14 protein-coding genes and 2 pseudogenes are annotated in these 12,684 nt (G+C 63.6%); 4 read left to right on the forward strand and 12 right to left on the reverse strand.

Annotation, left to right across the window (positions count from 1 at the left end; translation table 11 throughout):
- Positions 1-146: 146 nt before the first annotated feature.
- Positions 147-1,256: an S-(hydroxymethyl)glutathione dehydrogenase/class III alcohol dehydrogenase gene (locus GGQ89_RS13900; RefSeq protein ID WP_043061438.1), complete on the reverse strand. Its 1,110-nt coding sequence runs from the start codon at positions 1,254-1,256 to the stop codon at positions 147-149.
- Positions 1,257-1,357: 101 nt separating this feature from the next.
- A complete protein-coding gene (locus GGQ89_RS13905; protein ID WP_043061439.1) occupies positions 1,358-2,347 on the reverse strand; it encodes a zinc-dependent alcohol dehydrogenase family protein in 990 nt (329 codons plus the stop codon).
- A gap of 138 nt (positions 2,348-2,485) precedes the next feature.
- Here GGQ89_RS13905 and GGQ89_RS13910 point away from each other — a divergent pair, with 138 nt between their 5' ends.
- A complete protein-coding gene (locus GGQ89_RS13910; RefSeq protein ID WP_241769373.1) occupies positions 2,486-3,064 on the forward strand; it encodes a TetR/AcrR family transcriptional regulator in 579 nt (192 codons plus the stop codon).
- A gap of 592 nt (positions 3,065-3,656) precedes the next feature.
- On the opposite strand, the gene GGQ89_RS13915 is transcribed toward GGQ89_RS13910, so the two are convergent.
- From GGQ89_RS13915 to GGQ89_RS13960, 10 genes are all read right to left on the reverse strand, one after another.
- On the reverse strand, positions 3,657-4,304 hold the full coding sequence (locus GGQ89_RS13915; protein ID WP_043061441.1) for an RES family NAD+ phosphorylase: 648 nt from the start codon (positions 4,302-4,304) through the stop codon (positions 3,657-3,659).
- Complete coding sequence (locus GGQ89_RS13920) at positions 4,301-5,059, reverse strand: hypothetical protein (RefSeq protein WP_052814282.1); 759 nt, start codon at positions 5,057-5,059, stop codon at positions 4,301-4,303. Before GGQ89_RS13920 ends, GGQ89_RS13915 begins: the two co-directional genes overlap by 4 nt.
- A gap of 201 nt (positions 5,060-5,260) precedes the next feature.
- Positions 5,261-5,425: a hypothetical protein gene (locus tag GGQ89_RS13925; RefSeq protein WP_156477767.1), complete on the reverse strand. Its 165-nt coding sequence runs from the start codon at positions 5,423-5,425 to the stop codon at positions 5,261-5,263.
- A gap of 203 nt (positions 5,426-5,628) precedes the next feature.
- A complete protein-coding gene (locus GGQ89_RS13930) occupies positions 5,629-6,396 on the reverse strand; it encodes a hypothetical protein (protein ID WP_042469218.1) in 768 nt (255 codons plus the stop codon).
- 261 nt (positions 6,397-6,657) lie between these two features.
- Entirely contained in the window at positions 6,658-6,927 is a 270-nt protein-coding gene (locus tag GGQ89_RS13935) for an HU family DNA-binding protein (RefSeq protein ID WP_042469217.1), read from the reverse strand.
- Between the two features lie 207 nt (positions 6,928-7,134).
- Complete coding sequence (arsH, locus tag GGQ89_RS13940) at positions 7,135-7,911, reverse strand: arsenical resistance protein ArsH (RefSeq protein WP_042469215.1); 777 nt, start codon at positions 7,909-7,911, stop codon at positions 7,135-7,137.
- Positions 7,911-8,345, reverse strand: coding sequence for an arsenic resistance N-acetyltransferase ArsN2 (arsN2, locus tag GGQ89_RS13945; protein ID WP_042469214.1), 435 nt, complete (start codon positions 8,343-8,345; stop codon positions 7,911-7,913). Before arsN2 ends, arsH begins: the two co-directional genes overlap by 1 nt.
- Positions 8,342-9,628, reverse strand: coding sequence for an arsenic transporter (locus GGQ89_RS13950; protein WP_184106163.1), 1,287 nt, complete (start codon positions 9,626-9,628; stop codon positions 8,342-8,344). Before GGQ89_RS13950 ends, arsN2 begins: the two co-directional genes overlap by 4 nt.
- Positions 9,628-10,056 carry an arsenate reductase (glutaredoxin) gene (arsC, locus tag GGQ89_RS13955; protein WP_042469211.1) on the reverse strand — a complete coding sequence of 143 codons (429 nt, stop codon included), beginning with the start codon at positions 10,054-10,056 and terminating at the stop codon, positions 9,628-9,630. Before arsC ends, GGQ89_RS13950 begins: the two co-directional genes overlap by 1 nt.
- Positions 10,057-10,067: 11 nt before the next feature.
- A complete protein-coding gene (locus GGQ89_RS13960; RefSeq protein ID WP_042469209.1) occupies positions 10,068-10,400 on the reverse strand; it encodes an ArsR/SmtB family transcription factor in 333 nt (110 codons plus the stop codon).
- 103 nt (positions 10,401-10,503) lie between these two features.
- Between GGQ89_RS13960 and GGQ89_RS13965 the strand changes: the two are divergent.
- The 3 genes and pseudogenes from GGQ89_RS13965 to GGQ89_RS13975 all read left to right on the forward strand — a co-directional run.
- Positions 10,504-11,015: pseudogene (locus GGQ89_RS13965) on the forward strand (transposase); the annotation flags it as partial.
- A 67-nt stretch (positions 11,016-11,082) separates the two neighbouring features.
- Positions 11,083-12,111 carry an IS110 family RNA-guided transposase gene (locus GGQ89_RS13970; protein ID WP_020493465.1) on the forward strand — a complete coding sequence of 343 codons (1,029 nt, stop codon included), beginning with the start codon at positions 11,083-11,085 and terminating at the stop codon, positions 12,109-12,111.
- 204 nt (positions 12,112-12,315) lie between these two features.
- Positions 12,316-12,588, forward strand: a pseudogene (locus GGQ89_RS13975) (IS3 family transposase); the annotation flags it as partial.
- Positions 12,589-12,684 lie beyond the last annotated feature (96 nt).

Below are 12,684 nucleotides of genomic sequence, written 5' to 3' on the forward strand. Positions count from 1 at the left end.
GCATGTAACGACCGTACTTCGGCGCTTGTTACCGCATCGCGACGCGTTGCCCATTTGCCAGAGCGCGCTTCATCATGGCCGGGGTCGGGCCATGATGACGGCCGAGTTGTCGATCCGAGCGCCTCGCGCCGCTTCGGATCGGCGGGTCAGTAGTGAATGACCGTGCGGATCGACTTGCCTTCGTGCATCAGTTCGAAGGCCTCGTTGATCTCCTCCAAACCCATCGTGTGGGTTACGAATGGGGCCAGATCGATATCGCCTCTCATCGCATCCTCGACCATGCCGGGGAGCTGTGTCCGTCCCTTGACGCCACCGAAAGCGGACCCCTTCCATACGCGGCCCGTGACGAGCTGGAATGGGCGGGTGGAGATTTCCTCGCCCGCGCCGGCAACGCCAATCACGATCGACTGACCCCAGCCACGGTGCGCTGATTCAAGCGCGGCGCGCATGACGTGGACGTTGCCGATGCACTCGAAGGTATGATCGATGCCCCAGCCCGTCATCTCGATCAGCACTTGCTGGATAGGCTTGTCATGGTCCTTGGGGTTGATGCACTCGGTAGCACCGAACTGGCGTGCCAGCTCGAACTTGGATGGATTGGTGTCGATGGCGATGATGCGACCCGCCTTCGCCTGGCGCGCACCCTGAATCGCCGCGAGGCCGATGCCGCCGAGGCCGAACACGGCGACCGAGTCTCCCGGCTGGACCTTGGCGGTATTGTGGACTGCGCCGATGCCGGTCGTGACGCCGCAGCCGAGCAGGCAGACATGTTCGGGGTTTGCCTCGGGATTGATCTTGGCGAGCGAGACTTCGGCGACGACAGTATATTCACTGAAGGTTGAACAGCCCATGTAATGATAGAGGGGCTGACCATTGTAAGAAAAGCGCGTGGTCCCATCGGGCATCAAGCCCTTGCCTTGCGTTTCGCGGACAGCGACGCACAGGTTGGTCTTGCCCGACAGGCAGAAGTCGCACTTGCCGCATTCGGCGGTGTAGAGCGGAATCACGTGATCGCCCGGTCCGACGCTGGTGACGCCTTCTCCGACCTCGACAACGATGCCCGCGCCCTCGTGGCCCAGAACCACCGGGAAAACACCCTCCGGATCACTCCCCGCCAGCGTGTACGCGTCGGTGTGGCACACACCGGTGTGCGTCACCCGTATGAGGACTTCGCCTTTCCGGGGTGGGGCGACATCGATCTCGACGATTTCGAGTGGCTTGCCCGCCTCGAAGGCTACAGCGGCGCGAGATTTCATGTTGGGATACCCTCGTTGAGTTAAACCGATTGCTGGTGCGAGGCCGTCGCGTCAGCGCAAATTCGTGGGGGAGCGATCGCTCACTCCCCCCGGTATGCAGGTCAGACCGTAACGACGACCTTGCCGACCTGGTCGTTCGATTCGAGGAAGCGGTGAGCGTCCTGGATCGCGTCGAGCGGGAAAGTGCGCGCGATCCGCGGCTTGAGCGCGCCCGATTCCAGACCCGCCACGATGAACGCCTTGGCGCGATCGAGGGCGGCATCGTCCGAGACGATCTCGCTGTAGAGATACCCCTTGAGCGTGAGACTCTTGCCCAGCACGGAGAACAACGGGAACGGCGTCGGTTCGCCGCTGAGCGCGCCATATTCGAGCAGGATGCCGCCGCGTGCCATGCTCTCGGTCAGCGGCTCGAACGACGGGCCTCCGACCGGATCGAGCACCACGCGCGCACCCTGACCATCGGTTATCTCCATCACCCTCGCTACCAGATCCTCTTCCCCGGTCGCGACGACATGATGTGCACCGGCATCGATCAGGGCCTGGCGCTTGGCGCCGGTACGCGTCGTCGCGATTACCGTCGCGCCGACCATCCGCGCAATCTGGAAGGCAGCAAGGCCGACGCTGCTGGAGGCAGCAGTGACGATGACGAAATCGCCCTCGCCGAGTTTCGCCTGCTCCACCAGCGCACCCCAGGCGGTGACATACTGCATCCACACGGCCGCCGCTTCCTCGAACGTCAGCGCCACCGGATGCTTGACGACGAGGCGGGCGGGCACGTTGGCGACCTCGCCATAAGTGCCCCAGCGCGCGATATCGAGCGGGGGGATGACGCTGACGGCTTCGCCTTCCGCAAACCCGGTCACGTCCGCGCCGACCGTAACGACAGTGCCGGCAGCCTCATAGCCAAGGCGGCTCGGGAACTCGGCTTCCTGAAGGTAGGCATGGTTGCGGAACATCACCTCGGCGCGGTTTATGCCTATCGCCTTCACCGCGATCTGCACTTCGTCGGCCGCGGGCGCGGGGACTGCCACATCTTCAATCCTGAGGACGCTGGCGTCGCCATATTCGTGGATGCGGACGATGCGGCTCATTGTAAAATCCTTGATTATTGAATGATCGTTCTGTAAGGAGACGGACCACCCGTTTCAAGATATTATTTATCGATCGTTCCATATCGTGCACGAAAGATGACAGAGACGAAAGCCCGTCGCCGCGCAGGTCGCCCTCGTGTGTTCGACACTGACGCTGCGCTCGACAAGGCGGTGCGGCTGTTCTGGCAGCGCGGCTACGAGGCGACATCGATGGCCGATCTGGTGGCGGAGACTGGCGTCGCCGCTGCCAGTCTCTATGCAGCGTTTGACAACAAGGCGGGGCTGTTTGCGGCGGTGATCGAGCGCTACGCCGCGACGTTCAGCGTCCACCTCTATTCACCCATCAACGATCCGGCGTTGTCCACCTACGAGGCCGTCAAAGGCCTGCTGGAACGAGCGGCGTCATCATTCTCGGAACCTGGAACGCCGGCCGGCTGCTTCATGTATTCGGCAGCGGCAGCCGTTTCGCCGGCGTCCGCCGCCATCGAATGCCTGCTGCGCGACAAGCGTATCGCGGCGGAGGCTCTCCTGATCGAGCGTCTGCAACGCGGCGCCGCGCAGGGCGAGCTTGCGGCCAACACCGATCCGGCCGTGCTAGGCAAATTCATCAATACGGTCATGGAAGGCATGTCCGTTCAGGCGCGCGACGGCGCTACGATCAACGAACTGCTCTCCATCGCCAAAATGGCACTCGATCGATGGCCGGCCGCGATATGATCGTTACATGGTGGTCATCTGCCAATCCGCCTCCCGCGACCGAACAGTCGAACTCATCTCATTGGACGAAAGCACATGAAACACGTGACATTGCTCGGCGGGGAAGTGGTTCCTTCAATGGGTCAAGGCACCTGGAAGATGGGTGAACGTGCTGAGCGGCGATCCGATGAGATCGCCGAGCTACGCGCCGGTGTCGAGCTAGAGCCGCCTCGACGATCCGCTCGAACGTCGCCAAGGCGTCTTCGGCGAGGTCTCGCAGGATCACAGATCGGTCTGCTTCTACCCTCTCGGAAGGATTCGTCGCCACTGGTTCGCCCCCTCAATGCATTCTTAGAAGCAAGTTGAGCTCAGACGGTGGTTGATCGCAAGAACTTACGTGTCGCGCGCGCCTTGATGTGTGCCCACAGGCCAATCCGATTTTAAGGTCGCCACCTTGGTGACGGACACGAGGCCTTGAGGCCGGAACGCGACGGCCCGTGCTCCTGATCTTGGCAGCCGGCGCTACGCGTCGATTAGGAGATACATATACCACGATACCCCACCTGCGGGAGCGTCAGCACGGCGTTATTTTACCGCAAATTTCGCTCCCATCTTACGCGACAAGGGTCACGCCGGAGCGATCGGCAAGCGCCTTGAAGCGCATGGCGAGCCCCGGATCACCATCGATGCCAGACGTGCTGACCACGCTTAGCGCACCAGGCGGCACGCGATCGCCGAACAACATCATCGCCTGCGACGAGGGATAGGGGCGAGACTCCCAGACCATCCCATGCGTGGCGGCGTCTTTGCGATGCAGTGCCGCAGACCAGCGCCGCGTGTCCGGAAATTCGCGCGCGGGCGTGTCGATCAGCTGGGTACGGGCGACGCCCAGCTTCATCAGATCGGGCGCGAGAAAGGAGCGAAGCACCAGCGGGCTGGCGACCCGGAGTACCGAGCAGCGAACATCGGCAAGCCTGCTCAGCGCAAAGGTCTTGAAGGTCTGCGTGGAATCGAGATCGTGGAAGATCGTATCGTACACCGCAGCCTCAAACCCGTCTGCGGCATAGGCCGTCGGCACCCGCTTGCGCACCGGGCCGATCGGCGCGAAGCGCGAAGCGCCGAAACCCGGATTGAACGCGTCTCCGGCAAGCTTCTCGGCGTGAATGCGCCAAAGCACCGTCCCCACCGGTAGGTCGGTAACGTGGGTCGGGAAGGCGGTCGGCGGTTTCGCAACGATGCCTGTCGGAGCGAGGGCCGTCACCCGCTGATCTCATCACCTTCGTGGGCTGCCGCCTCGAGAACGGCTGCTGGTTCGTCGAACCGCTCAATGGGTGCGGGACCACCAAGCCATGAGTTGGACGATACGAACCAGAAAGCAACTTGCCATGGCGTGCGGTTCGCGGGGAGGGCCGCGAGAACCTGCCGGATTAGCGGAAGGGGTTTGCCGTCGGCATCGAACTGGAACGCGGGAAAGCGATCCTGCCCCTGATAGGGGACGGCGAAGACACGGGCCTGCGCCTTCCAGCGCGCGGCCGTCTGGTGGCGGTTCTTGGCTTCGTGCCCGGCGCGCGCGGCAACCTCGACCGAGGTAAGCGTCTCGACCTCCTGAAGGAAGCGCTGCCGGATCGCGGTGTTATCGGCCGCGACCGCAGTGTGAAATTCCGCCATCGGGTCATGCGTGTCGGCCAACACATCGAGGAGCTGCTCGATCTTGCGCTCGAGGTGTCGGGTGCGAATGTCGGGCAGCAGCTTGTCGACGATGGCGTAGAGCGCCTGCCGATCCGGATCAGTTGCAATACCGGCTTCAGCTAGCTGCTCCAGCGCGTGATCGACGGCGGTGCGATATTGTGCGGAGAAGCCCTCAACCGTGGGCGCTATATATAAGGTTTCGTCGACCGTAGGCGCCGGCTCGGATCCACGCTGTTTGGCTGGCTTGTTGCGTGCGGTCTCGACCAAGCTGGCGAACACCAGATTGGCAAAGGCACCCGGATCAACGGCGTTGGCGAGGGTCGCCATGAGCAGCTCCTACGGTTAGTCTAGCTAACATATAAGCGATCTAACCGGCTTCGTCACCCTCATTGTATTTTCCGGTAACCCCTCTTCCTGGAAAAAGAGAGTGGCCGGGCAGGGCGCGTGTTGGTTCTCCTGAAACGGGACGCTGGATATCGCACTGCTTCGGATGAGCCGGTCAGCCGCCTAATTGCGGGTACGGCCCGCCTATGACTGGCCATCACTGGAATGGCTGCTCGCTAGCACGCCGAAATGGGTCCAGGCGATGTTGATCCAGAACTGCAAGGACTGGTTGGCGCCGCTGCGCGCTCGTGGCCAATGCACCATCGGCAAATGGGACTGGACGTTGCCGACATTCTGGCGCAGTTTCATGCGTGGCTCGCCGAGCCGAAGCACGCCAGCGCGAGCGGGTGTCGCTGATCGGGTGAGTGCCGGTAGAGCGGCCTAAGTGCTTCCGCCGCAGAGCAGATTTGCTAGTCCGATAACATAGATTATGTTAAATGCAGAGCTTTTTGGATTTAGACTTTATGGATGGAGACAGGTCTGACGGACGTCTGACGATCTCGAACGCCGCGTTATGAACCCGCGTCTTCAGCCTCGATTGCCGCAACATCCATGTCTGGCGCCCGTACTACCTCAAGCGCGACGTTGGCGATCTCGACCGCGGTGATCTGAAGCTGCGTGATCGGCGTCGACGGCGCGTCCACACGCTCGAGGCCGTTCTCAGATATCTTGACGAGGAATCGGTCGACGTCGTTCAGGACGACGAACCTGATCGATTGTTCCTCGTCCAGCGCGAGCTGCTGGACGGTGCCCTCGTATGCGATCGTGAAGCACTCGTGGCTCGTCTTTGTCAGCACATAGGCGACGACAAACGAGTCTCCCTTCTTGACCGCTTGGACGGCCGGGTTGAGCCAGCCGAACGCGATCGCGTCGGTCTTCCCGCTAACTGCTTCCCGCTGCACCAACCAGTGCGCGATCGAGCCCGTCGCGGCTCCGATGAGGAGCATCGCGAAAAGCCACATTTCCAGCGCGAGGTCGGACGCATCGCGTGCCCCAGCGCCGCCGCGGGCGAGCGCGCGATAGATATTTGGATCGAAGCCGGGGTCGAAACAGACGCTTGTCGCCCGGCACCATGCCGCCTGGGCGGCGAAGAAGCCGGTTCCCAGAAGGTGCCCTGCGATGGTGCCGAACACCACGATGAACAGCGTCACCGTAGAGTTCGGCCGGTCCGGGGTTGGGCTGAGGAAATCGGTGCGCTCGCCGACGCGCCACCCTGCCCAGAAGCAGAGCCCCAGGAAAAGCAGCAGCAGTGCGAGGAACAGCGAGTAGCTGAACGTCACGGCCGTTACGCCGTGGCGGGAACCGCTACATCCTTGCTGTCGCGGTCACCGCCAGCGCTTGGATCGACCACATATACGCCGTTCTCGACGCGCGAGGCCTGACGCACGGCCGCCCACGTGCCGAACCTCCCCTTCACCTGCCGGGCCAGCCGCATAGATTTGGCAGTGTTCACGCGCCTGTCATTCTCCAACGCCTTAGATAGCGAATAATTCGTGAACATCCAACACGTGGCCGGGCGACGCCGGCCGGTGCTGTCGAGCCTACAGTCGGTCCTTAAGCGCCTTGGCCGGCGTGAATGTGATTTTCTTCGACGCCGCGATCGTGATCGCCTCGCCGGTCGACGGATTGCGCCCGGAGCGCTCGGGCGTGTCCTTCACCTTGAATTTGCCGAAGCCGGGAAGCGATATCTCCTCACCCTTGGCGGCCGCCTCCGCGATACCCTCGAGGAGCCCAGCCATGACCTCGAGGGCCTGCTTCTCGGTGACGCCCCGCTTGGCGGCAACGTCCTTGGCCAGATCCTTGGTGTTCATCGTCAAGCACGCTCCCCTTCATCTGTCGCTGTAGCGACCTGAAGCGATAATCGCGTCAGCGCAAGACAGGTAGCGCTCGACGATCCAGCTGACGCCTGGGGAGGCCGGCCACGCAGGTTGAAACCCGTAGGTTTCTCAAAGCGCAGAGCACAAGCCGGATTAGCCGGCGGGACCACATTAGCGTGGCTCGCTTCGGCAAACGTCGCATCAGCCGCCTGCCTTGACGGCGTGCCGGCCACGCGGTTTGGCCGCAATCGCTATGCTCGACAGATCGGTCGCGCGGTCGATTGGCACGCCCGCCGCTTTCCGCTCTGAGTAGCGATCAACAAGCTGAACCGCGTGCGGGCGCAGCAGCACCGTGAACCGCACCAGTTCCTCCATCATATCCACGATCCGGTCATAGTAGCTGGACGCCTTCATGCGCCCCGCGTCATCAAACTCGTTGAACGCCTTGGCAACGCTCGATTGGTTCGGGATCGTGATCATTCGCATCCAGCGACCCAGCACGCGCAGCGTGTTGACGCTGTTGAACGATTGCGATCCGGCCGACACCTGCATGACCGCCAGCGTGCGCCCCTGTGTCGGACGCATCCCGCCCATAGAAAGCGGCAGATGATCGATTTGAAGCTTCATAATGCTCGTGATCTGGCCATGCCGCTCCGGGCTGCACCACACCTGCCCTTCCGACCATAAGGACAGCTCGCGCAGCTCGTGGACGGCCGGATGGTCGTCGCCAGCATGTTGGTCAGGCAGCGGCAGGGTCGATGGATCAAAGATGCGCGTCTCGCAGCCGAAGAACCGGAGCAGGCGTGCCGCTTCCTCAACGCACAGCCGGGAGAAGGACCGTTCGCGCAGCGAACCGTAGAGCAGAAGGATACGCGGCGCGGGATCGAGCGGGCCGAGCCTCACGGCGGGTCGCTGGATGGCATAGGCCGGATCGAGCGCCGGCATGATATTGGGATCGGCGAGCGTGCGGAGCGGCATCAGAGGGCTTTCACGAGGTAGGCGGCCGACGCGGGGCACAGTGCGGTGAATTCGCGCGATGCGGCGATGGCCGAGGGAGCAGCGCCGCGATCGGCATCGGCATAGCCGAGCGCCCGGAAGAATGGTGCGGCCGTGGTCGTCAGGAGGTGCAGGCGCTCCACCCCGAGGTCGTGTGCCTGTCGTTCGAGGGCGGCGACCAACACCCGCCCGAGGCCATGTCGACGTCGATCGGGGACGACGACGATCGAGCGGAGCAAGCGGTCGGACCCTTCTCCCTCGAGCCCACCGAAACCGACGAGGCTATCGGCCTCAATCCGGATGATCAGGCGGCCGGGATCGGCGATATCGGCACTCGGCAGGTCCGCGGCATCGAGCAATTGTGCCAAGCCAGCCAGACCGGCAGGTTCGAGCAACGTGGCGACCGTTCTGGTCATGCGATGCTAATCCTGATTGCAAGCGCCGCGAGCGTGATGAGCAGCACCGGTACGGTGAGCGTGACGCCGACACGGAAGTAATAGCCCCATCCGATCCGCACGCCCTTTTGCCCGAGGACATGGAGCCAGAGCAGCGTCGCGAGTGAGCCGATCGGCGTCAGCTTGGGGCCGAGATCGCAGCCGATCACATTGGCGTAGATCATCGCTTCCTTGATCGCGCCGCTCGCGTGCGTGGCGTCGATCGAGAGCGCGCCCACCAGCACCGTCGGCATATTGTTCATAACCGACGACAGGACCGCTGCGATGACGCCCGTTCCTAGCGCCGCGCCCCACACGCCGCCTTGCGCGGTGCGATCCAGCAGTGCTGCCAGATGGTCGGTCAGGCCGGCGTTTCGCAGGCCATAGACGACCAGGTACATGCCGAGCGAGAAGATCACGACCTGCCAGGGTGCGCCGCGCAGCACCTTGGCCGTTGGGATCACATGGCCTCGCCTCGCGATCACCAGCAGCAGGATCGCGCCGGCAGCGGCGACGGCGCTGACAGGGACGCCGAGCGGTTCGAGCAGGAAGAAGCCGGCGAGCAGCAGTGCAAGAACGATCCAGCCCGCGCGGAATGTCGCGGCATCGCGGATCGCGTCACGCGGCGCGCGCAGCGCGCCTACGTCATAATCCGCCGGTATGTCGCGCCGGAAGAACAGCAGCAGCGCGCCAAGCGTCGCTGCGATCGACACCAGGTCGACCGGCACCATCACGGACGCATAGTCGCCGAACCCGATCCGGAAGAAGTCGGCCGACACGATGTTGACGAGGTTCGACACGACCAGCGGTAGGCTGGCGGTGTCGGCGATGAACCCCGCCGCCATGACGAACGCCAGCGTCGCCTTGTCGTTGAAGCCCAGCGCCCGCAGCATGGCGATGACGATCGGCGTCAGGATCAGCGCCGCGCCGTCGTTGGCGAACAGCGCGGACACCGCCGCACCGAGCAGCACGATCAGAACGAACAGCCGGCGACCATGCCCCCTCCCCCAGCGCGCGACATGGAGCGCCGCCCATTCGAAGAATCCGGTTTCATCGAGGAGTAGGCTGATAACGATGATCGCGACGAACGCGGCTGTCGCGTTCCAGACGATGCCCCACACCACCGGCACGTCGGACAGCGTGACGACGCCTGCAAGCAGCGCCACGACGGCCCCGCCCATCGCGCTCCACCCGATCCCGAGGCCTTTGGGTTGCCAGATGACGAGCGCGATCGTCGCAACGAAGATCAGGACAGCAAGGAGCATCAGGCGACGCGCTGGCCCGATGCGTCCACCACTTGCTCGCCGTCTTCCTTTGCGAACGCTCCGAGCTGATTGGTCGGCAGCAGGTCGAGCACGGCTTCGGAGGGCCGGCAGAGCTTCACGCCGAGCGGCGATACGACCAGCGGCCGGTTGATGAGGATCGGATGCGCCATCATCGCGTCCACCAGCGCGTCGTCGGATAGCGACGTGTCGCCCAAGCCCAACTCCGCATAGGGCGTCCCCTTCTCGCGCAGCAGTTCGCGGGGTGTCATGCAGGCGCGATCGATCAGCTCGACCAGCAACGCGCGGGCTGGAGGGGTTTTCAGATACTCGACCACGTGCGGCTCGATGCCGGCGTTGCGAATAAGGCCGAGCGTGTTGCGCGACGTGCCGCACTCGGGGTTGTGATAGACGACGACATCGACGGCCACAGGGCGTCCTTTCAGCAGCAGGGGGTGAGTTCGGCGACGAGCGGCGCGCACAGCTCCGCATTGCCGGCGCAGCAGTCCTTGACGAGGAACAGCGTCAGCGCGCGCAGGCCGTCCAGATCGACACGGTAGATGATCGAGCGGCTATGCCGTGCGGAGCGGACCAGGCCAGCGCGGGCGAGGATGCCGAGGTGCGCCGACAGGGTGTTCTGCGGCACGTCGAGCTGACGCGCGATATCGCCGGCAGCCAAACCATCCGGTTCGTGCCGTACCAAGAGGCGGAACGTGTCAAGGCGCGTTCCTTGTGCAAGAGCACCCAGCGCCGAGATGGCATCCTCGTTTTCCATATATCCAGCATAATGGATATGCTTGGTGTGTCCAGCCCCGTGAGCTGCCCCCTTCTGAGTGGTCCATCGACTATGACAGTCTGGATCGAGGAAGGGACGACGAATGCCAGCGAAGAAGCACAAGCCCGAGGAGATCATCGGCAAGCTGCGTGAGGTTGAGATCATGCTGGGCCAGGGCGGCACGACGGCCGAGGCATGCCGGCGCATCGCAGTCAGCGAGCAGACCTATTACCGATGGCGCAAGGAATATGGTGGTCTGAAGACGGATCAGGCGCGGCGGATGAAGGATTTGGAGAAGGAGAACCTCCGGCTGCGTCGCGCGATCTCGGACCTGACATTGGACAAGCTGATCCTGCAGGAGGCGGCGCGGGGAAACTTCTGAGCCCCGCACGGCGCCGGCGGTGCATCGACCAGGTGCGTGAGGTGCTGGATGTGTCCGAGCGACGGGTGTGCCGCGTCCTCGGGCAGCATCGGTCGACGCAGCGCAAAGTGCCGTGTGGGGCAGATGACGAGGAGGCGCTGACCGACGACATCGTCGCGCTGGCCAGGCAGTACGGGCGCTACGGCTATCGCCGGGTAACCGCACTGCTGCATGCGGCCGGCTGGTCGGTGAACCACATGGCGTAATCAGGAGCGGTGCTCGTTGGGATAGCCTGTCGTCCCCTGAAGAGGAGGACGGAAGATGACCTGCTATGTTGGCCTAGATGTGTCGATGAAGGAGACCGCGATCTGCGTCGTGGACGAAACGGGCGATCGCATATGGGACGGTAAGTCGCGAACGGACCCGGACGCTATTGCGGCCGTGCTGGCGCGGAGGGCCGCAGGAGCCGTGAGGATCGGTATCGAGACGGGCCCGATGACCGTGTGGTTGTGGCACGCATTGACCGAGCGAGAGCTGCCGGTGGTGTGTCTTCATGCCAGGCATGCTGCGGCAGCGCTGAAGCTGCAGATGAACAAGACGGACCGCAACGACGCGTTTGGGTTGGCACGGCTGGTCCGCTCGGGCTGGTACCGGCCGGTCGCTGTTCGCTCGATGGATACGCACCGGTTGCGTGCGCTCCTGATCACGCGAGACCAGCTGGTCGGCATGAGCACCGCGCTCATCAACAAGATACGCGGCCTGGCGAAGACTTTCGGCATTCTGGTCGGACCCGGGAAGGGTGGCACCTTCGAACGTCAGGTCCGGGCAACGCTGCCGGACGATCCGGTGGTCGCCGCACTGTTCGAGAGCCTACTGGCGATGCTGAGCACATTGCGGGAGCAACAGCTTGCCATTGCCAAGCAGCTCGCCCGGGTTGCCCGGCAAAGCGGCGCCTGCCGCTTGATGATGACGATGCCCGGCGTCGGACCGCTGACGGCCGTCAGCTTCATGACCACCATCGAGGATCCTCACCGGTTCCGACGCTCGCAGGATGTCGGCGCCTATCTCGGTCTCACTCCGCGTCGCTACCAGTCGGGCGAGGTCGACATCAACGGCCGCATCTCCAAGTGCGGAGATCGTCTCACCCGCAAGCTGCTGTTCGAAGCGGCCAATGTCATGCTGTCGCGGACCTCGCAGGCGTCGGCGCTGAAGGACTGGGCTGCCGCCATCGGCCGGAGATCGGGCTTCTGGAAGGCGCGCGTTGCGCTGGCCCGCAAGCTGGCGGTGATCCTCCACCGGATGTGGATCGACGGGCGAGGCTTTGACCCAAAGGTGACTGCCATGGCCTGATATCTGCTTTCCGAGCTGCCGCCCCGCCAGGGTGCGGCCACGGCCATCTCGTGACCCGCTTCGTGACCATCTGGAACACGGGAACCACATCGAGAGGCCGGCGATCTGGCGCCATGCTGAGGCTGGACCCGTCCTGACCTCGAAGACGACAACGATGCGCAAAAGAAGATCGACTACGAGCACCTTGGCAAACGGCTTGACCGATTAGACGACAAACGGGTGGAACGGATCTGGCGACGCGAGGGGCTGAAGGTGCCTCAGCGACAGCCGAAACGTGGTCGGCTGTGGTTGAACGATGGCTCGTGTATTCGGCTGCGGCCGGAATATCCCGGGCACATCTGGGCGTACGACTTTGTCGAGGCACGGACGCACGACGGGCGCAAGTTCCGCATCCTCACGATCATCGACGAGGCCAGCCGCGAGTGCCTGGCGCTGGTGGTCGCCCGTCAGCTTCGCCACGAAGATGTGCTGGCGGCCCGTAAGCGTCCGGTGAAGGCGTCGCGTCAGGCGGGACGGTAGTTCCACGGCAGCAGTTCATTGATCTGGCGGGCTGGATGGTCGGCGATGCGGCTG

It is taken from the genome of Sphingomonas yabuuchiae, assembly GCF_014199595.1.
GTDB lineage: Bacteria > Pseudomonadota > Alphaproteobacteria > Sphingomonadales > Sphingomonadaceae > Sphingomonas > Sphingomonas yabuuchiae.

Excerpts from the sequence above, each read along its gene's own strand:
- GGQ89_RS13900 (WP_043061438.1), bottom strand. The coding sequence starts at position 1,256 with ATGAAATCTCGCGCCGCTGTAGCCTTCGAGGCGGGCAAGCCACTCGAA.
- GGQ89_RS13905 (WP_043061439.1), bottom strand. The coding sequence starts at position 2,347 with ATGAGCCGCATCGTCCGCATCCACGAATATGGCGACGCCAGCGTCCTC.
- GGQ89_RS13920 (WP_052814282.1), bottom strand. The coding sequence starts at position 5,059 with ATGGCGACCCTCGCCAACGCCGTTGATCCGGGTGCCTTTGCCAATCTG.
- GGQ89_RS13925 (WP_156477767.1), bottom strand. The coding sequence starts at position 5,425 with ATGAAACTGCGCCAGAATGTCGGCAACGTCCAGTCCCATTTGCCGATG.
- GGQ89_RS13935 (WP_042469217.1), bottom strand. The coding sequence starts at position 6,927 with ATGAACACCAAGGATCTGGCCAAGGACGTTGCCGCCAAGCGGGGCGTC.
- arsH (WP_042469215.1), bottom strand. The coding sequence starts at position 7,911 with ATGCCGCTCCGCACGCTCGCCGATCCCAATATCATGCCGGCGCTCGAT.
- arsN2 (WP_042469214.1), bottom strand. The coding sequence starts at position 8,345 with ATGACCAGAACGGTCGCCACGTTGCTCGAACCTGCCGGTCTGGCTGGC.
- GGQ89_RS13950 (WP_184106163.1), bottom strand. The coding sequence starts at position 9,628 with ATGCTCCTTGCTGTCCTGATCTTCGTTGCGACGATCGCGCTCGTCATC.
- GGQ89_RS13960 (WP_042469209.1), bottom strand. The coding sequence starts at position 10,400 with ATGGAAAACGAGGATGCCATCTCGGCGCTGGGTGCTCTTGCACAAGGA.
- GGQ89_RS13970 (WP_020493465.1), top strand. The coding sequence starts at position 11,083 with ATGACCTGCTATGTTGGCCTAGATGTGTCGATGAAGGAGACCGCGATC.